This is a genomic window from Zoogloea oryzae (genome assembly GCF_030161255.1).
In the GTDB taxonomy this organism is placed as follows: Bacteria; Pseudomonadota; Gammaproteobacteria; order Burkholderiales; family Rhodocyclaceae; genus Zoogloea; species Zoogloea oryzae.
In genome coordinates, this window is the sequence record NZ_BSPX01000016.1 from 48,506 (window position 1) to 66,655 (window position 18,150).

At 67.6% G+C, this 18,150-nt stretch carries 16 protein-coding genes; 1 reads left to right on the top strand and 15 read right to left on the bottom strand.

Features of this window, described 5'->3' with window-relative positions; genetic code table 11:
• Positions 1–13: 13 nt before the first annotated feature.
• From secD to QQK25_RS07385, 3 genes are all read right to left on the bottom strand, one after another.
• Positions 14–1,873 carry a protein translocase subunit SecD gene (gene secD, locus QQK25_RS07375; RefSeq protein ID WP_284187359.1) on the bottom strand — a complete coding sequence of 620 codons (1,860 nt, stop codon included), beginning with the start codon at positions 1,871–1,873 and terminating at the stop codon, positions 14–16.
• 87 nt (positions 1,874–1,960) lie between these two features.
• Positions 1,961–2,293 carry a preprotein translocase subunit YajC gene (gene yajC, locus QQK25_RS07380; RefSeq protein ID WP_153161267.1) on the bottom strand — a complete coding sequence of 111 codons (333 nt, stop codon included), beginning with the start codon at positions 2,291–2,293 and terminating at the stop codon, positions 1,961–1,963.
• A gap of 330 nt (positions 2,294–2,623) precedes the next feature.
• Positions 2,624–2,950 carry a hypothetical protein gene (locus QQK25_RS07385; protein ID WP_153161268.1) on the bottom strand — a complete coding sequence of 109 codons (327 nt, stop codon included), beginning with the start codon at positions 2,948–2,950 and terminating at the stop codon, positions 2,624–2,626.
• A gap of 332 nt (positions 2,951–3,282) precedes the next feature.
• Between QQK25_RS07385 and QQK25_RS07390 the strand changes: the two genes are divergently transcribed.
• Complete coding sequence (locus tag QQK25_RS07390) at positions 3,283–5,508, top strand: UvrD-helicase domain-containing protein (protein WP_284187360.1); 2,226 nt, start codon at positions 3,283–3,285, stop codon at positions 5,506–5,508.
• Positions 5,509–5,571: 63 nt separating this feature from the next.
• Here QQK25_RS07390 and QQK25_RS07395 read toward each other — a convergent pair whose 3' ends face one another.
• The 12 genes from QQK25_RS07395 to QQK25_RS07450 all read right to left on the bottom strand — a co-directional run.
• On the bottom strand, positions 5,572–6,024 hold the full coding sequence (locus QQK25_RS07395; RefSeq protein WP_284187361.1) for a DUF192 domain-containing protein: 453 nt from the start codon (positions 6,022–6,024) through the stop codon (positions 5,572–5,574).
• A gap of 11 nt (positions 6,025–6,035) precedes the next feature.
• Entirely contained in the window at positions 6,036–6,683 is a 648-nt protein-coding gene (locus tag QQK25_RS07400; protein ID WP_284187362.1) for an rRNA large subunit pseudouridine synthase E, read from the bottom strand.
• 53 nt (positions 6,684–6,736) lie between these two features.
• A complete protein-coding gene (locus QQK25_RS07405) occupies positions 6,737–7,906 on the bottom strand; it encodes a DesA family fatty acid desaturase (RefSeq protein ID WP_284187363.1) in 1,170 nt (389 codons plus the stop codon).
• A 95-nt stretch (positions 7,907–8,001) separates the two neighbouring features.
• Complete coding sequence (locus QQK25_RS07410; RefSeq protein WP_284187364.1) at positions 8,002–9,309, bottom strand: mechanosensitive ion channel family protein; 1,308 nt, start codon at positions 9,307–9,309, stop codon at positions 8,002–8,004.
• The gene (locus tag QQK25_RS07415) at positions 9,287–9,898 is read right to left on the bottom strand and encodes a phospholipase D family nuclease (RefSeq protein WP_284187365.1); all 612 of its coding nucleotides are present in this window, start codon (positions 9,896–9,898) and stop codon (positions 9,287–9,289) included. The genes QQK25_RS07410 and QQK25_RS07415 overlap by 23 nt, the downstream gene beginning before the upstream one ends.
• On the bottom strand, positions 9,898–11,157 hold the full coding sequence (locus tag QQK25_RS07420) for an RsmB/NOP family class I SAM-dependent RNA methyltransferase (protein ID WP_284187366.1): 1,260 nt from the start codon (positions 11,155–11,157) through the stop codon (positions 9,898–9,900). The genes QQK25_RS07415 and QQK25_RS07420 overlap by 1 nt, the downstream gene beginning before the upstream one ends.
• Before the next feature lie 94 nt (positions 11,158–11,251).
• Entirely contained in the window at positions 11,252–12,367 is a 1,116-nt protein-coding gene (locus QQK25_RS07425; protein WP_284187367.1) for a DUF3108 domain-containing protein, read from the bottom strand.
• Between the two features lie 10 nt (positions 12,368–12,377).
• Positions 12,378–13,022, bottom strand: coding sequence for a phosphoribosylglycinamide formyltransferase (purN, locus tag QQK25_RS07430; protein ID WP_284187368.1), 645 nt, complete (start codon positions 13,020–13,022; stop codon positions 12,378–12,380).
• 10 nt (positions 13,023–13,032) lie between these two features.
• Positions 13,033–13,680 carry a DedA family protein gene (locus QQK25_RS07435; protein WP_284187369.1) on the bottom strand — a complete coding sequence of 216 codons (648 nt, stop codon included), beginning with the start codon at positions 13,678–13,680 and terminating at the stop codon, positions 13,033–13,035.
• Between the two features lie 168 nt (positions 13,681–13,848).
• Entirely contained in the window at positions 13,849–16,536 is a 2,688-nt protein-coding gene (gene pepN / locus QQK25_RS07440) for an aminopeptidase N (protein ID WP_284187370.1), read from the bottom strand.
• A 144-nt stretch (positions 16,537–16,680) separates the two neighbouring features.
• Complete coding sequence (gene tal, locus QQK25_RS07445; RefSeq protein WP_284187371.1) at positions 16,681–17,760, bottom strand: transaldolase; 1,080 nt, start codon at positions 17,758–17,760, stop codon at positions 16,681–16,683.
• A 79-nt stretch (positions 17,761–17,839) separates the two neighbouring features.
• A partial coding sequence (locus QQK25_RS07450; protein ID WP_284187372.1) for a hypothetical protein occupies positions 17,840–18,150 on the bottom strand: 311 nt, incomplete at its 5' end.

The window sequence follows — 18,150 nt, forward strand, 5'->3', positions numbered from 1 at the left end:
CCGCCCGGGGGCATCAGATGCCCGGTTTCCACACCTGGCCGATGGCGAGCTTTTCGAGCTTGCGCTTCTTGCCGTAGATCAGGTTGACCAGCCCGCGCGAGACGAGGATGGCGCTGAACATGGAGGTGAGGATGCCGAGGCAATGCACCACCGCAAAGCCGCGCACCGGGCCGGAGCCGAAGACCAGCAGGGCAATGCCGGCGATCAGGGTGGTGACGTTGGAGTCGAGAATGGTGTCGAAGGCCCGGTCGTAGCCGGCGTGGATGGCGGCCTGGGGCGTGGAGCCGTTGCGCAGCTCTTCGCGGATGCGTTCGTTGATCAGCACGTTGGCGTCGATCGCCATGCCCAGGGTGAGCGCGATGGCCGCGATGCCGGGCAGGGTGAGCGTGGCCTGGAGCAGCGACAGCAGGGCGACCAGCAGCAGCAGGTTGGAGGCCAGCGCGAGCACCGACACAAGGCCGAACAGCATGTAGTAGGCGCACATGAAGATGGCGATCGCCACGAAGCCCCACAGGGTGGAGTGGAAGCCCTTGGAGATGTTCTCGGCGCCAAGGCTCGGGCCGATGGTGCGCTCCTCGATGATCTCCATCGGGGCGGCCAGCGAGCCGGCGCGCAGCAGCAGGGCGGTGTCGGTGGCTTCCTCGGAGGTCATGCGGCCGGAGATCTGCACGCGGCCGCCGCCGATCTCGGAGCGGATCACAGGGGCGGTGACGACTTCGCCCTTGCCCTTTTCGATGAGCAGGATGGCCATGCGCTTGTTGATGTTCTCGCGGGTGATGTCCTTGAAGATGCGGGCGCCGGCGGAATCCAGGGTGAGATGCACGGCGGCTTCGTGGGTCTGGCCGTCGAAGCCGGGCTGGGCGTCGGTGAGGCGCTCGCCGGTGAGGACGACCTGCTTCTTGACCAGCAGCGGGTTGCCGCCACGCTCGGTGTAGAGCTCGGTGCCCGGCGGCACGTTGCCTTGCAGCGCGGCTTCGAGGCCGCCCGGGGTGTCATCCACCAGGCGGATTTCGAGGGTGGCGGTGCGGCCCAGGATGTCCTTGGCCTTGGCCACGTCCTGTACGCCGGGCAGCTGCACCACGATGCGGTCGAGGCCCTGCTGCTGGATCACCGGTTCGGCCACGCCGAGCTCGTTGATCCGGTTGTGCAGGGTGGAGATGTTCTGGCGGATGGCGAATTCCTGGATGGTCTTCTGGGCCAGGGGAGTGAGGCTGGCGGTGAGCTTGTAGTCGGCGCCGTCCTGGCCTTCGACCAGCTGCAGATCGTTGTTGGCGGCGGAGATCACGCTCCGGGCGCGGGCCTGGGTTTCGGTGTCGCGGAACTTGATGACGACGGCGGCGCCTTCACGGCCGATGCCGGCGTGGCGGACATTCTTGTCACGCAGCAGGGTGCGCAGGTCGCCGGCGGTGGCGTCGAGGCGCTTGGTGACGGCGCCCTTCATGTCCACCTGGAGCAGGAAGTGCACGCCGCCGCGCAGGTCGAGGCCCAGGTACATGGGCAGCGCGTGGATCGAGGTGAGCCACTGGGGGCTGGCCGACAGCAGGTTGAGCGCGACCACGTAAGAAGGGTCGGCGGCATCCGGGTTGAAGGCCTTCTCGATGGCGTCCTTGGCCTTGAGCTGGGTGTCGGTGTCGCGGAAGCGCGCGCGCACGCTGGTGAGATCGGCGAACAGGCCGTCATGGGCGATGCCCGCGGCCTTGAGGCTCTCTTCGACGCGGGCCATGGTGGCGCTGGCGTCGAGCTTGAGGGTGGCCTTGCCGCTGGAGACCTGGACGGCGGGCACCTCTCCGTAGAAATTCGGCAGGGTGTAGATCAGTCCCCACAGCAGGACGATGCCGATGAGGAGATTTTTCCAGAGAGGGTAGCGGTTCATGGTCTGGCGAAAAGGAGAGGAAACAGGTGTTGCAGAGACGGTGCTGCGATGCGAAACGGCCGGAGCAGGGCCCCGGCCGGATGGCGATCAGATCGACTTGAGGGTGCCCTTGGGGAGCACGGCGCCGATGGATTGCTTCTGGACGACGATCTGGGTGTTGGGGGCCACTTCGACGTGCACGTAGCCGTCGCTGATCTGGGTGACCTTGCCGACGATGCCACCCTGGGTGAGCACTTCGTCGTTCTTCTGCAGACCTTCGAGGAGGGCCTTGTGTTCCTTGGCGCGCTTCATCTGCGGGCGGATCATCAGGAACCACAGCACGATGAACATGAGGATCATCGGCAGGAGGCCGGTGAACGTGGACATCGGGTCTTGCGCGGCGGCCGGGGCGGCCTGGGCAAAGGCGTTGGAAATCAGCACATTGAACTCCGGTGAGGGATGCAAAGTTGCAGATTATATCAGGGGGGGGAGGGCCGGCGACCGGTTTGCGCCGACAGCCTCGGTCTGCCCTGTAGGTCGGACTTCAGTCCGACAACCGTCGGCTGCTCGATCCGTGATGTCGGACTGAAGTCCGATCTGCAGGGTGATTGACGAACCAGATAAGGGGACGGGGGTTTCCTTCGCGCCTCCCCGGCGATGGACGAAAAAAAGCGGCGTCTGCCTTGCGACAGACGCCGTCAAATCTCCACAAGGGAGAGGAGGGAGAAAAACACGGTTTGCTGGCCCCTTTCCGGGGCCTTGCAGGCAGCGTCAGGCGGCCTTGCGCAGTTGGGTGCAGAAGCGCTGCCAGTTGGCAGACATCGCGGCGATCATCTCTTCGGCGGCCAGGAGGGGCAGCAGGCCCATGCGGTGCTGGCTGCGCACGAAGGCTTCGACGTGCGGCGTACAGAGGGTGTTCTGTTCCTGCTTGAGCAGGTCGAGGAAGCGGGCTTCTGCCGCGCCCCAGAATTCGGAAGTGCCAACCCAGCCGGTGTCGGCGGTGGCTTCACGGACGGCCTTGCGCCACAGGGCTTCGGCGCGCTCGATGGACACGCCGGCCTTGCGGGCGTGCCAGGGAAGATTTTTCGGTGCTTTCATGGCTGTTACTCCTGTTTTGCTGCGCCGGTTTGGTGTCGTGGCGCAGTCTTTTGGCTCTCTGTTGCGTTGCAGTATTTTACGATCAGTATAAAGCCATTGCGAAACAAAGGTTTTTGACTTCTGTTTCGAATTGTTTGCTGCACTGCACAACTTCATTCTAGGCAAGCCACCCACTCACTGCAAGTGCCGCTCGTCGGCGATGAATGAATTGCGTCACGGTGATTTGCGTTTTTGCAACATCACCGTTGCCCGTTTTGCGGCGGCGTCCTGCAGGGGCCGGGGCGGTAGAATGGCGCGCTTCGCAGTCGAACTCACGAACCCTTTCCCTCGCCATGTCCCAGCTTCTCGACAACCTGAACCCCGAACAACTGGCCGCCGTCACCTTGCCGCCCCAGCATGCGCTGATCCTGGCCGGCGCCGGCTCGGGCAAGACCCGGGTGCTGACGACGCGCATCGCCTGGCTGATCCAGAACGGCTTCTGCAGCGCCCAGGGCATCCTGGCCGTGACCTTCACCAACAAGGCCGCCAAGGAGATGCTCACCCGCCTGTCGGCGATGTTTCCGATCAACACCCGCGGCATGTGGATCGGCACCTTCCATGGTCTGTGCAACCGCTTCCTGCGCGCCCATCACCGGGAGGCCGGCCTGCCGCAGCTGTTCCAGATCCTCGATTCGGGCGACCAGCTGGCTTCGATCAAGCGCCTGCTGAAGACCCTTAACGTTGACGACGAGAAGTTTCCGCCGCGGGAGCTCCAGCACTTCATCAACGGCCAGAAAGAAGCCGGCATCAGGCCGGCTGCAGTAGAAGCGTGGGACGACTACACCCGACGTCGGGTCGAGCTTTACATGGAGTATGAGGCCCAATGCCAGCGCGAGGCAGTTGTGGATTTCCCTGAATTGCTGCTGCGCAGCTACGAGCTGCTGGAGCGCAACGAGCCGATCCGAAGGCATTACCAGGCCCGCTTCCGCCACATCCTGGTGGATGAGTTCCAGGATACGAACGTGCTGCAGTACCGCTGGCTCAAGCTGCTGGCGGGGAACGGTGACGAAGGCTGCGCCTGCTTGTTCTGCGTGGGCGACGACGACCAGTCGATCTACCGCTTCCGGGGCGCCGAGATCGGCAACATGCGGGATTTCGAGCGGGATTTCAAAGTGCCGGCGGTGATCCGCCTGGAACAGAACTACCGCTCCCACGGCAACATCCTGGATGCGGCCAACGCGCTGATCTCCAACAACAGCAAGCGCCTCGGCAAGAGCCTGTGGACCGACCGGGGCGCCGGCGAGCCGATCCGCGTGTATGAGGCCTTCACCGACAGCGACGAGGCGCGCTTCATCGTCGAGGAGGTGCAGTCGTTGGTGCGCGAAGGCATCAGCCGTTCCGACATCGCGCTGCTGTACCGCTCCAACGCCCAGTCGCGGGTGCTGGAGCACCAGCTGTTCTCCAGCGGCGTGGCCTACCGGGTGTATGGCGGCCTGCGCTTCTTCGAGCGTCAGGAGGTGAAGCACGCGCTGGCCTACCTGCGCCTGATCGCCAATCCGGACGACGACACGGCCTTCACGCGGGTGGTGAACTTCCCGACCCGCGGTATCGGCGCCCGCTCACTCGAAGCCCTGCAGGACGCGGCGCGCACCTGGAATACGCCGCTCTACCAGACGGTGCCGCATCTTTCGGGCAAGCCGGGCACGTCGCTGGCGCAATTTGTCGGGCTGATCGAGCGCCTGCGCCAGGAAACCGCCGCGCTGCCGCTCCACGAGATGGTGGATCACGTCATCGAGATGTCGGGCCTGCGCACTCATTACAAGAACGAGAAGGAAGGCCAGGAGCGCCTCGAGAACCTGGACGAACTCATCAACGCCGCGGCCAACTTCAATGCCGAGGTGGGCTCGGGCGAACGCCCGGCTGACATGGGCACCGATACCGGCACGGTGCTGGCCGAGTTCCTCGCCCACGCCTCGCTGGAAGCCGGCGACCACCAGGCCGACGCGGGCACCGAGGCGGTGCAGCTGATGACGGTGCACGCCGCCAAGGGGCTGGAGTTCGACGTGGTGTTCCTGTCGGGGCTGGAGGAGGGCTTGTTTCCCCACGAGAACAGCATCCTCGAATCCGACGGGCTGGAGGAGGAGCGCCGGCTGATGTACGTGGCGGTGACGCGCGCCCGCCAGCGCCTGTACCTGAGCTTCACCCAGAGCCGGATGCTCCACGGCCAGGTGCGCTACAACCTGCGCTCGCGCTTCCTCGAGGAAATCCCGGAAGCGCTGACCAAGTGGCTCACCCCGCCCAACCCGCGGCGCAGCTTCGTGTCGGAGCCGTCGCCGCGCTATTACAACCCGGGTTCGAGCAAGCCCGCCGCCCCGTCGATGCCGCCGCCCCCGCCGCAGAAATCCCGCGATCTGGGCGGGCTGTCGATTGGCCAGGCGGTGAGCCACATCCGCTTTGGCGAAGGGGTGATCGTGGCCGCCGAAGGCAGCGGCAGCGATGCGCGGGTGCAGGTGAAGTTTGCCGAATCCGGCGCCAAGTGGCTGATGCTGGCAGTGGCCAAGCTCACGCCGATCGGCTGAGTCGCCCGTCGAGCAGAGGCAGCCGGGCGCTGCCGCGAACGATTCTACGGGGCTGGCGATCCCTCAGCGGCCGTAGCCGGCCAGGGGTGTGACGCCGTTGATCTTCACGCCGGCGCCCAGGCCCTTCTGGCGGAACCAGCCCTGGTTCATCTCCAGCGCAAAGCGTGCCGGCTTCGCGGCGCAGTGGTTGTCCTCGGTCTGGGGCTTCATGTCTTCGACGTTCACGATGCGCCCTTCGTCGTCGAGAAAGGCCACGGACAGCGGCAGCAGGGTGTTCTTCATCCACATGCAGTGGCGCTGGGGTTCGGTGAACACGAACAGCATCCCGCGGTTGGCCGGCATGGCCTTGCGCTGCATCAGGCCGCGCTGGCGGTGCTCGTCGTTGGCGGCCACTTCGGCCTCGATGCGGAACATGCCGATGGTGAGTTCGGTCACCGGCATCTGGGTTTCGGCCGCAGCCGGAAGGGCGACCAGGGCGGCCAGCAGGGCCGCGCAGCGAAGCGGAAGCGCAGTCATCGGAAGTTCATTCAGACAGGTTTGCGGGGACGGGCAACCTTAGCACGTCCGGTTGCGGGCTGTCGTCGCCCGGAGGAGCCGGAGGGCGGCGCGGGCGGGCGGCGGGGCGTCTGCAGGGCTGGCGGCGGCGTGGTCGCCTGCCAGCTGCCGGGCTCGATGCCGTCGAGGGTCCAGTCGCCGATGCGCACGCGGATCAGGCGCAGGGTGGGGAAACCGACCTTGGCGGTCATCCGCCGGACCTGCCGGTTCTTGCCCTCGCGCAGGACGATCTCGATCCAGCTCACCGGAATCGCCTTGCGTTCGCGGATCGGCGGGTTGCGCGGCCACAGCCAGGCAGGCTCGTCGGCGAGGCGCGCCTCGCAGGGTCTGGTGACGAAATCGCCCAGATCGACACCGGCGCGCAGCCGCGCCAGGGCGGCCTCGTCGGGGATGCCTTCGACCTGCACGAGGTAGGTCTTGGGCAGCTTGTGGCGGGGATCGGCGATGCGCTGCTGGAGGGCGCCGTCGTCGGTCAGTACCAGCAAGCCCTCGCTGTCGGCGTCCAGCCGGCCGGCGGCATACACGCCGGGCAGGTCGATGTGATCCGCCAGGGTGGCCTTGCCCGGTTCGCCGGTGAACTGGCACAGCACCCCGTAGGGCTTGTTGAAGAGGATGAGCATGGGGAAAGACGCTGCCCGGAGCGGACGCTCCGGGCGGGGGAGGGCGTGATGCGTCAGGCGTAGCGGCGCAGGCGCAGCGAGAAATCCTCGAGCTGGCGGATGCCGCTTTGCTCGGCGCGGGCGATCCAGTCCTGCAGTTGCTGCAGGAGCTGCTCGCTGCTGGCGGAGGAGCGCGCCCACAGGGCGGTGAGCTCGTCACGCATCATCACCACGGTTTCGAGGCGTTTGCTGTCCTTCAGCACGGTGGCGAGGCGCTGGCGCTCCTCGGCGCACAGCTGGCCTTCTTCGGCCGCGAGCCAGCGGCGCAGTTCGCGCACGGTGAACTTGCCTTCGGACTGGGCCTTGAGCGCGGTGAATTCTTCCTGGGCGATGGCCTTCAGGCTCTGCACGTAGCGGGTCATCACGTCGTAGCGGTGGGTGATGATGGCCTGGAGGGTGTCGAAGTCGGCGCGGGCCTTGGCGGCGCCGAAGCGCGGCGTCGGGATGGTCTTCTTGACGTGGGCGAGGCCGAGCATCTCGAGGATGCGGATGTACATCCAGCCGATGTCGAACTCGTACCAGCGGGCCGACAGCTTGGCCGAGGTGGCAAAGCTGTGGTGGTTGTTGTGGAGCTCTTCGCCGCCGATCAGGATGCCCCACGGAAGCAGGTTGGTGGAGGCGTCGGAGCAGTTGTAGTTGCGGTAGCCCCAGAAGTGGCCCAGGCCGTTGATGACCCCGGCCGCCCAGAAGGGAATCCACACCATCTGCACGCCCCAGATCAGCACGCCCGGCCAGATGCCGAAGAGCAGCAGGTCGGCCGCCAGCATCACCAGGATGCCGGACTTGGGAAAGCGCGAGAACAGCTTGCGTTCGAAGGCGTCATCCGGCGTGCCGTGACCGTAGCGCTGGATGGTCTCCTTGTTGCGGGCTTCCTTCACGTAGAGGAAGACACCGGTCCACAGCACCTTGTTGATGCCGTGGATCTGCGGGCTGTGGGGGTCTTCGGCGGTCTCGCACTTGGCGTGGTGCTTGCGGTGGATGGCCGCCCACTCCTTGGTGACCATGCCGGTGGTGAGCCACAGCCAGAAACGGAAGAACAGGGCCGGCAGCGGGTGCAGGTCGAGCGCCCGGTGCGCCTGGTGACGGTGCAGGAAAATGGTGACCGAGGCGATGGTGACATGGGTCATCGCCAGCGTGACGACAACGTAGCCCCACCAGGGCAGATCGAGCAGTCCGGAGAACATCGGCAGTGCGTTCCTTGAAATATTGGGTTCAACCGCCCGATTCTAGTCGAGCGCCGTGGGCAAACCAAGACAGATCAGCGGTTTACCCCATATCGTCAGGAAGGCGGGTTGTCTTTAGTCGACACCGCCACGTCGCCGAGGATCCGTACCTCGCGCTGGGGGAAGGGAATCTCGATGCCTTCGGCCTTGAAGCGCCGCCAGATTTCCAGGTTGATCGCCGAGCGGATGCCCAGGGTGCCCTCGGCCGGATCGCGGATCCAGAAGCCCAGCTGGAGGTTGATGCCGCTGTCGGCAAAGGCCTCGACGAAGGCGCCGGGGGCCGGGTCCTTCATCACCCGCGGCTGGTGGTGGGCCGCCTCGACGAGGATGGCCATGGCCTTCTCGAGATCGGTGGCGTAGCTCACCTGGATCGGCAGCGAAATGCGCACCTTGGGATCGGTGAAGGTTTCGTTCTGCACCACCGAGCCGACCAGGGTCTCGTTGGGGACGATGGATTCGATGCCGGTCATGCCCTTGAGCACGGTGTAGCGGGTGGTGATCTGGCTCACCACGCCCCGCTCGGTGCCCACCGAGATCAGGTTGCCCATGCGGATCGAGCGATCCAGCAGCAGGATGAAGCCGGCCACGTAGTTGGCGGCGATCTTCTGCAGGCCGAGACCCAGGCCCACGCCCAGCGCGCCGCCAAACACCGACAGGGCGGTGAGATCGATGCCCACCAGCGGCAGGCTGATGGTAACCGCGAGCACCAGCAGCAGCGCCTTGGAGAGCCGCGCGAACACCAGCTGGAGGTTGGAATCCAGCCCCTCGGTGCGCATCAGCCGGCTTTCGAGCACGCCGGCGGCCCACATCGCCACCAGCATCGTGACCATCACCGTCAGCGCGCCCTGCAGCAGCATCCACAGGTTGATCTTGGCCTTGCCGACAGTAAAGCCGATCTGCTCCAGCCCGTCGATCACCGTGGGCAGCACGCCGATGATCTGCAGGGCCACGACGATCCACGCGGCGGTGGCGAAGAAGCGCTCGAAGCTGGCCAGCCAGCCGGCCCTGGGAAAGCTGCGCTTGAGGGCATGCACCGTGAGCCGGATGGCCGCCATCGCGCCCAGCAGCGGCACCGCCAGCTTGAAGAGATTCACGTGGTGCCAGTGGCCGAGGATGATGCGCGCCACCACCACCAGCCCCAGGGCGGTGAGGGGGAAGATCACCCGGCGCAGGCCCTCCTCGCCGGCGCCGGCCAGGCTGGGGTTGGCTTCGCGGCGGCGGCGCAGCACGCCCTTGATCTGGCGGGTGATGAGCCCTGCCAGCACCAGGCACACGGCCAGCGCGCCCACCTGCCAGAAGATGGCCGGCTGCTGCACGTCCTTCCACAAGTCGATCAGCAGTTCAGCGATCTGATTCTCTTCCATCCTGTTTTCCTCGTCTTGCCGGCAGATCGTCCAGGCTGTCCAGGCGCAGGGCTTCGGCCCGGTGGCGTTGCCAGTTGCGGGCGTAAGCCTGGGCCAGCGCGGGGTTGTCGCGCAGGATCAGCATGTTCTCGGCATTGGCCACCCGCGCAGAGCGGGTGAAGTTGTACGAGCCGGTGGCCACCGCCCCATGGCGCGAGGCCGGGTCGATGATCATCAGCTTGTTGTGGGCGATGTTGTAACGTGTTTCGACCGCCACGGGAATACCCGCGTTGAGTAACTCGGGCATCACGCTGAGCGAGTTCGGCCGGTTGGATTCTGCGTCGAGCAGCGCCTCGACGCGCACGCCGCGGCGGTGGGCGGCGATCAGGCCCCGGGCGAGGGGCTTGCTCGTAAACAGATAGGCCTGCACCAGGATTTGTTCCCGTGCGCCGTCGATCGCTTCGAGCAGGGCCTGCTCGGGGTCGTTCCAGGGGGAGAAGGCGAGCTCGACCCGCCCGTGGGCGGGCAGGTTGATCGTGGGTTCGCGCTCGGCCGCCGTCACCTGGGCGGCCAGCACGAGGGCCAGCCAGCCCAGCCGGCGGAAGTGCATCAGCCCTGGCGCTCCAGCACCGCGGCAAAGAAGCCGTCGGTGTCGTGGTCGGCCGGGGTGAGGCGCAGCTGTTCGCCACAGGCGATCTCGATGCCCTGCTTGCCCAGCACCTCTTCGGCGCTCAGGGCCACGAAGCCCGGGTTGGCTTCCAGGAAGGCGGCGACAATGGCTTCGTTCTCTTCGGGCAGGATGCTGCAGGTGGCGTACACCAGCCGGCCGCCCGGCTTCACGAGGCGCGCGGCGCTGGCCAGGATCGCGGCCTGCTTGACGGTGAGCTCGGCCAGCGCCTCGGGGCTCTGGCGCCATTTGAGATCCGGGTTGCGGCGCAGGGTGCCGAGGCCGCTGCACGGGGCATCCACCAGCACCCGGTCGATCTTGCCGGCGAGGCGCTTGACCCGCGGGTCGTTCTCGCTGGCGATCACCACCGGGTGGATGTTGGAGAGGCCGGAGCGGGCCATGCGCGGCTTGAGCTTGGACAGCCGCTTGTCGGACACGTCAAAGGCGTACAGCCGGCCGGAGTTGCGCATCAGCGCACCCAGCAGCAGCGTTTTGCCGCCGGCGCCGGCGCAGAAGTCCACGACCATCTCGCCGCGCTTGGGCTGGAGCAGGAAACCCAGCAGCTGGCTGCCTTCGTCCTGCACCTCGAAGCTGCCGTCGAGGAACTGCGGGTGCTTTTGCAGCGCGGGCTTGCCTTCGAGGCGCACGGCGAGCGGCGAATACCGCCCCGGGGCGCAGGCGATGCCGTCGGCGCGGAGCTTTTCAACCAGCGCGTCGCGGTCGAGCTTGAGGCTGTTGGCGCGCAGGTCGAGGGGCGCCGGGCGGTTGAGGCTCTGGGCGAGGGCCAGCACCTCGGCCTCGCTGCGGCTCGCCAGCAGGCGCTCGGCCAGCCAGTCGGGCAGGTCGGCGCTCTCGGCGAAGCTCAGCTCGCCGATCTCGCGGCCCTTCACCTGGGTGAAGAAGTCGGTGTCGCGGCCGTGCAGGCCGTCGCCCAGCTGGCGGAGGGTGAGGCCCTCGACGCGGGCGAGCCAGGCGAGCACCAGCTTGCGGGTGGAGACGTCCTCGCCGCACAGGCGCTCGAGGGTGCGCAGGCGGCGCAGCACGCCATAGACCGCCTCGGCGACGAAGGCCCGGTCGCGGGCGCCGAGTTCGCGCAGGTCGCGGAAATAACGGGACAGCACCGAGTCGGCGGGGTAGTCAAAGCGCAGGACGGAACGGAGGGCCTGGCTGGCGGACTGGATCTGGGCGGCGGTAATGGTCATGGAAATCCGATACTGATTGCTGTGTTCTGTAGGCCGGGCTTGCACCCGGCGGGGGCGGCGCGAAGGCGGCCCGGGGGCGGAGTCTAAACCGAAGTCACTCCTTGGCGGCAGCCCGGGCGCCGAGATCGACGCCGGTGGCCACCTGATCGAGCACGTCGCCGTTCTTGTCGGTGATCTTGAGGCGCACCGGCAGGTTGGCGTAATCGCGGGCGAGCCAGATGTCGATCTTGAGCTCGCCCCGGTGCCCCGTGCTGCCGAGATGGTAGGCCGAAACCTTGCCGGCGGGGATGTCCAGCTCCTCGATGCCGAGGTTCTCGATCACCGAGCGCACCGCGCTCTTGCCGGTGACCACCAGCAGCTCGGCGCGCAGCGGGCCGTCGGGCTGGAAGGACAGGTGATGCATCAGCGACAGCACATCCTGGTCGCCTTCGGCGATGGAGAACTCACGCTGGCGGTCGCCGGCCACCAGCACGACCTTGGCGGACGACCAGTCGAAATCGGCGCGCTCCTTCATCTGGCCGTCGCGCTCGACGGTGAATTTCTCGGGCAGCAGGCCCTTCGGCCCGATCCGCCCCTCGCTGCGCTGGACCATCCGGAACGGCTTGACCAGCCCGACGAGGCCGGAGGTTTCGATCACCGTCTCCATCGAGTAGTGCTCGTCGTCGTGGGTCCAGGCGTGGGTGGTGCGGCCGATGATGAAATTGCGCTCGCCGCGGATCACGTTGTACTGCACCTTGCCCGACGAGGCCCACAACTCGGCGATGCTGGGGCCGGCGGGTTTGCCGGTCTTGCCCTGGCCGCCCTTGCCGGTTTCGGTTTCGGGCGCGGGGGCGGGCGGGGTGTTGTCGGCGGGCTGGGTGTCGGTGCCGGCGACGGCGTCTTCGGTGCTTTCGGTGCCGCTGCCCGAGGTGGGATCGGGGGCGATGCTGGCCACCGGGCCGGTCGCCGCGGTGGGCTCGGCCGGTCGGGCCGGCTTGCGGGGTTTGGGCTTGGGACGCGGGGCTGGCGCATCGCCGAGGACGACGCGCTTCTCGTCGTCCACAGGGCGGATGCTGGGCTTGGGCAGGGGCGCGAGGCGCGCGTCGAGGGGCGGCAGCACGTTGGCCTCCTCGCTGGGCAGGCGCCAGCCGGGGATCAGCAGCACGGCCAGGTGCACCACCGCCGACACGCCGACGGCGATCCACAGGCTGCGGTTTCGCGTGTCGCCCACGATGCGCCGGTCAGCCCTCGACGGGCGGTACCGTCCAGCCGGCGGGGCCGGCGGGTTCGTCGGTCACCCGCACCTTGCCGTCGGCGGTGAGGCTGAGCCGATCCTCGACGAACCAGCGCACGGCCTGGGGGTAGATGCGGTGTTCCTGCACCAGCACCCGGGCGGCCAGGGCGGCTTCGTCGTCGCCATCCAGCACGGGCACGACGGCCTGGATCACGATGGGGCCACAGTCGAGGGTCGGCGTGACGAAATGCACTGTGGTGCCGGCCACCCGCACGCCGGCCTCCAGCGCGCGCTGGTGGGTGTGCAGGCCCGGGAAGGACGGCAGCAGGCTGGGGTGGATATTGAGCAGGCGGCCGTTGTAGCGACCCACGAAGCCGTCGGTGAGCACGCGCATGAAGCCGGCCAGCACCACCAGATCGGGCTGGTGGGCGTCGATGGTTTCGGCCAGCGCGGCGTCGAAGGCCTCGCGGCTGGGGTAGGCCTTGTGATCGACCACCTGGGCGGCAATCCCGTGGCTGGCGGCAAAGGCCAGGCCGGCGGCGTCGGGGCGGTTGGAGATGACGGCGGCGATCTTCGCGCCCGGGATCTGCGCCCGGACGATGGCTTCCATGTTGCTGCCCCGGCCGGAGATCAGGATGACGATGTTTTTCATGAATGTGCTCTCAGCCCGCGGCCTGGGCGCGACGGCCCTTGAGCCAGCCGATGGCGACCGGCAGCAGCGAGATGGCGATGATGCCGAGGATCACCACCGACAGGTTCTTCTTCACCACCGGCATGTTGCCGAAGCCATAGCCCAGCCAGGTGAGGGAGAAGATCCAGATGAAGCCGCCGAGGAAATCCAGCGCCACGAAGCGGGCGTAGGTCATGCGCGCCACGCCGGCCACGAAGGGGGCGAAGGTGCGCAGCAGCGGCAGGAAGCGGGCGATGATGATGGTCTTGCCGCCGTGGGATTCGAAGTAGGAATGGGTCTTGTCGAAGGCCGCGCGGTTGAAGAAGCGGGAGTTCTCCCAGCGGAACACCTTGGGCCCGATGGTGTGGCCGATCCAGTAGTTGGTGTTGTCGCCCAGCACCGCCGCGGTCAGCAGCACCGCGCACAGGACCCAGATGTCCATGCCGCCGGTGGCGGCCAGCGCGCCGGCCACGAACAGCAGCGAATCACCCGGCAGGAAGGGGAAGATCACCAGCCCGGTCTCGCAGAAGATGATGAGGAACAGGATCACGTAGATCCAGGTGCCGTACTGGGCGGTGAGGGCCGCCAGATGCACGTCGAGGTGCAGGATGATGTCGATGAAGGTGGTGAGGAGTTCCATTTGCCGCGCTGCAAAAATTTTGAAGGTCGCCCATGATACCGGAGCCGTCGCCGGGGTGCCGCCCGCCCGGACAGCCGGCTGCGGCAGATGCCACTGCCGGGCCCGGATGAATGACGAAAACCTATTCCGGGCAGCGCCGATCATGCCGGCGGCTGCCCGGGGCGGGCATCAGCCCAGGGCCTTGCCGACGATCTCGGCCACGTCCGGCGACAGGCCTTCGGTGGCGGCGACCTGTTCCAGCGCCACGCGGATGCGGGCCTGGATCTCCGGCGTGAACTTGCGCCAGCCTTCCAGCGCCCGGGCCATGCGCGAGGCGACCTGCGGGTTGTTGCGATCAAGCGCCACCACCTGCTCGGCCCAGAAGGCGTAGCCGGCGCCATCCGGCCGGTGGAACTCGGCGGCGTTGCTCTTGAAGTAGCCGCCCAGCAGCGAATACACCTTGTTGGGGTTGGACAGGCTGAAGGCCGGGTTGGCCATCAGCGCGCGCACCTGATCCAGCGTGGTGGGCGCGGCATCGGACCAGCGCCAGGCGGTGGCCTGGAGCATGAACCACTTGTCGAGCACCAGCGCGTCATCGCGGTAGCGGTCGTGGAAGGCGGCCAGGGCCTCGGTGCGTTGCGGGGCGTCGCTCTGCACCAGCGCGGCGAGGGCGCCGTAGCGCTCGGTCATGTTGCCGGCGTGCTCGAACTGCTTGGCGGCCAGGTCGATGGCGGTGGGGCCACCCCACGCGGCGAGATAGCGCAGGCACAGGTTGCGCAGGCTGCGCTTGCCGGCGTCGGCCGGGTGGTAGCGGTATTCGCCTTCCACTTCCAGATCCAGGTAGCGACCGAGGAAATCGGCCTGCATGGCCTGGCCGACTTCGCGCATCAGGTGGATCAGCGCGGCGCGGAGCGGCGCCGGATCGGCCGGCTGCATGCGCTCCAGCAGATAGGCTTCGGACGGCAGGGCCAGGGTTTCGGCGACGAAGGCCGGGTCGAGGCTTTCATTGACCAGCAGCGCCCGGAAGGCGTGGCCGAAGGCCTGGGGCACTTCCAGCTTGCGGCCGGCGGCGGCATCGGCGGCGAGGCCCAGCACCACGCGCTCCATGAAGCGCTGGGCGGCATCCCAGCGGTTGAACGGGTCGGCGTCATGGGCCATGCGGAAGGCGAGGCGTTCGTCGTCCTCGTCGATCTCGAGGATCACCGGCGCGGAGTAGCCGCGCAGCACCGACGGCACCGGCTCGGCAGCGAGGCCGGTGAAACGCCAGCTGCGGCTGGCCTCCTTCAGGTTGAGCACGCGGGTGGTGTCGCCCGCATTGGCTTCGCCTTCGAGGCGCAGGGGCAGGTCGGCGCCATCGGGCCCGATCAGGCCCACGGCCACCGGGATGTGCAGGGGCAGCTTTTCAGGCTGGCCGGGCGTCGGCGGGGTGGACTGGCTGAGGGTGAGGGTGTAGGTGCCGGTGGCGGCATCCCAGGCGCCTTCGGCCTTGAGGCGCGGCGTGCCGGCCTGGCTGTACCAGCGCATGAAGAGGTCGAGATCGGCGCCGTTGGCCTCGGCCATGCAGCCCACGAAGTCGTCGCAGGTCACGGCCTGACCGTCGTGGTACGAGAAGTACAGATCCATCCCGTTGCGGAAGCCTTCGCGGCCCAGCAGGGTGAGGATCATCCGGATCACCTCGGCGCCCTTCTGGTACACCGTGGCGGTGTAGAAGTTGTTGATCTCCTGGTAGCTGTCCGGGCGGATCGGGTGGGCCATCGGGCCGGCGTCTTCGGGGAACTGCCCGCTGCGCAGGCCGCGCACGTTGGCGATGCGGGTGACGGCGCGGGCGGATGCAGCAGCAGCCGGCGAATCCGACGCCCGCGCCATCATGTCGGCGGTGAATTGCTGGTCGCGGAAGACGGTGAGGCCTTCCTTCAGGGTGAGCTGGAACCAGTCGCGGCAGGTGACGCGGTTGCCCGTCCAGTTGTGGAAGTATTCGTGGGCGACGACGCTCTCGACGTTTTCAAAGTCCAGATCGGTGCCGGTATCCGGGTTGGCCAGCACGTACTTGGTGTTGAAGATGTTGAGGCCCTTGTTCTCCATGGCGCCCATGTTGAAATCCGACACAGCGACGATCATGAAGCGGTCGAGGTCCAGCTCCAGCCCGAAGACTTCCTCGTCCCAGCGCATGGAGTGGATCAGGGAATCCATCGCGTGCTCGACGCGGTCGAGATCGCGCGCCTCGACCCACACCTGCAGCAGCACGTCGCGGCCGCTCATGGTGGTGACGGTGCGCTCCAGCGCCGACAGCTCGGCGGCCACCAGCGCAAACAGGTAGGACGGCTTGAGGAAGGGGTCTTCCCAGCGGGCGAAGTGACGGCCGTTAGGCAGCGTGCCGGTTTCGAGCAGGTTGCCGTTGGAGAGCAGCACCGGGCAGGTGGCGGCGTCGGCCTCCAGGCGCACGGTGTAGCGGGCCATGACGTCGGGACGGTCCGGGAAATAGGTGATGCGGCGGAAGCCCTCGGCCTCGCACTGGGTGTAGAAGCCGCCGCGGGACTGGTACAGCCCGGACAGCGTGAGGTTGGCGGACGGGTTGATGCGGGTGACGATGGTCAGCACCACCTCGTCGGCGCTCACATTCACCTCGAGCCCGGATTCCGTCTTGCGCACCTGGCCTTCGGCCGGCGCAGCGCCGTCGATGGCGATGGACACCAGCTCCAGCGCCTCGCCAAACAGCACCACCGGGCCGGCGGCGGCGTCCGGGTTGCGCACGCACTTGAGGCGGCTGGTGACGACGGTGGCCTGAGGATCGAGGTTGAAATCGAGATCGACCGTCTCGACGCCATAGGCCAGGGGCTGGTAGGCCTCGCGGAGGATGAGGTTGCCGGGGGTGGGCATGGGAATCCTTGTGTATCAGCTTTTGCGAAAGCGTGATTCTAGCCCATGCGCCGGGCCGTGCCCGGACGCGCCCGCGAGAGATGATTGCGGCGCCCGGCCCAGCGGCGGGCGGGGGCGACCGGGGCCGCCCCTTGCCGCGAGGGCTCAGGCGGTCAGTTCGAGCAGCTTGCCGAAAGCCACCGCAAACTGTGCGAGGCCGTCGGCCTGCAGGCGTTCGCCGAGCACGTTCATGTCGAGGCCGAGGGCAGCCAGGGCGGCGATGTGGGCGGCGGCGGCGTCCACGTCGGCGGTGATGCTGCCCGGGGTGACCTTGCCGTGGTCGGCGAAGGCGGCGAGGGTGGCGTCGGGCAGGGTATTCACCGTTTCGGGTCCGATCAGCGGCTCGACGTACATCAGGTCGGAGTAAGCGGCGTTCTTGGTGCCGGTGCTTGCCCACAGCATGCTTTGCGGGCGGGCGCCCTTGGCGGCGAGGGCTGCGAAGCCGGCGCCGTGGAAGCGCGCCAGATAGCGCTGGTAGGCCTGGCGGGCCAGGGCCACGCCGGCCTTGCCGCGCAGGGCCAGGGCTTCGGGCGTGCCGAGTTCTTCGAGCTGCTTGTCGATCAGGCTGTCCCAGCGGGACAGGAACACGCTGGCCACCGAGCGCACGCGGCTCAGGTCGCCACGGGCGGTGGCGAGCGTGTCGAGGCCGCGCTGGTAGGCGCCGGCAACGGCGTCCACGTGGTCGAGGGAGAACATCAGCGTGACGTTGATGCTGACGCCTTCGCCGGTGAGGGTTTCGATGGCGCGCACGCCAGCGGCGGTGGCGGGGATCTTCACCAGCAGGTTGTCGCGGGCGACGGCGGCGCGCAGGCGGCGGGCGGCGGCCACGGTGCCGGCTTCGTCGTCGGCCAGCGCCGGGGAGACTTCCAGGCTCACGTAGCCGGCGTCGCCGTTGCTCGCATCGAACACCGGGCGGATCACGTCGCAGGCGCGCTGCACGTCCTCGATCACCAGGCGCTCGTAGCGGGCTTCGGCGCTCAGGTTTTCGCCGTTCATGGCGTCGAGGGCGGGGCGGTAATCCTGACCCTCGGCGATGGCCTTGTGGAAGATCGCCGGGTTGGTGGTGACGCCGGCCACGCCGGATTCGATGTGGCGGGCAAGCTCGCCGGACTGGATGAGCGAGCGGGACAGGTTGTCGAGCCAGACTTGCTGGCCGGCGGCACGGGCGGCTTGGATCGGATTCATGGCGTGGATCGCGGTTGTAGTCGGTTGGAATGAACTTTCAATTCTGGCGGATGCGGATGACAGATCGTTGTGACGGATTTCACCGGGGTGGCCAGTGGATGTCGAACTGCCCCGGCTGGCCGGTGGGCCGGGCGGCACCGCCGGCGATGGCCGGCAGGCGGGAGAGGAATTCCGGGTCGCCGCTGATGCGGCCGTCGAAGCGCGGCAGCTTGCCGTAGGGGGCTTCGCCCTGGCCGCTGGCCTGGATGGCGCCGGCCAGGGTGGCGAGCTGGAAGCGCAGGTCGCCGGCGCGGGCTGTGACGCGCAGCTCGTAGTCGCCAAACTGCCGTCCGGGGAACAGCGCGCTGCGGGCGCCGCGCCACAGCAGGCGGGCTTCGCCGGTGCAGCGGC

Coding starts and splice junctions, on each gene's coding strand:
- QQK25_RS07420 (WP_284187366.1), bottom strand. CDS start 11,157: ATGACCATTACCGCCGCCCAGATCCAGTCCGCCAGCCAGGCCCTCCGT.
- pepN (WP_284187370.1), bottom strand. CDS start 16,536: ATGCCCACCCCCGGCAACCTCATCCTCCGCGAGGCCTACCAGCCCCTG.
- QQK25_RS07405 (WP_284187363.1), bottom strand. CDS start 7,906: ATGTTCTCCGGACTGCTCGATCTGCCCTGGTGGGGCTACGTTGTCGTC.
- QQK25_RS07435 (WP_284187369.1), bottom strand. CDS start 13,680: ATGGAACTCCTCACCACCTTCATCGACATCATCCTGCACCTCGACGTG.
- QQK25_RS07385 (WP_153161268.1), bottom strand. CDS start 2,950: ATGAAAGCACCGAAAAATCTTCCCTGGCACGCCCGCAAGGCCGGCGTG.
- QQK25_RS07400 (WP_284187362.1), bottom strand. CDS start 6,683: ATGCTCATCCTCTTCAACAAGCCCTACGGGGTGCTGTGCCAGTTCACC.
- secD (WP_284187359.1), bottom strand. CDS start 1,873: ATGAACCGCTACCCTCTCTGGAAAAATCTCCTCATCGGCATCGTCCTG.
- purN (WP_284187368.1), bottom strand. CDS start 13,022: ATGAAAAACATCGTCATCCTGATCTCCGGCCGGGGCAGCAACATGGAA.
- QQK25_RS07390 (WP_284187360.1), top strand. CDS start 3,283: ATGTCCCAGCTTCTCGACAACCTGAACCCCGAACAACTGGCCGCCGTC.
- QQK25_RS07415 (WP_284187365.1), bottom strand. CDS start 9,898: ATGCACTTCCGCCGGCTGGGCTGGCTGGCCCTCGTGCTGGCCGCCCAG.
- QQK25_RS07395 (WP_284187361.1), bottom strand. CDS start 6,024: ATGACTGCGCTTCCGCTTCGCTGCGCGGCCCTGCTGGCCGCCCTGGTC.
- QQK25_RS07410 (WP_284187364.1), bottom strand. CDS start 9,309: ATGGAAGAGAATCAGATCGCTGAACTGCTGATCGACTTGTGGAAGGAC.
- tal (WP_284187371.1), bottom strand. CDS start 17,760: ATGAATCCGATCCAAGCCGCCCGTGCCGCCGGCCAGCAAGTCTGGCTC.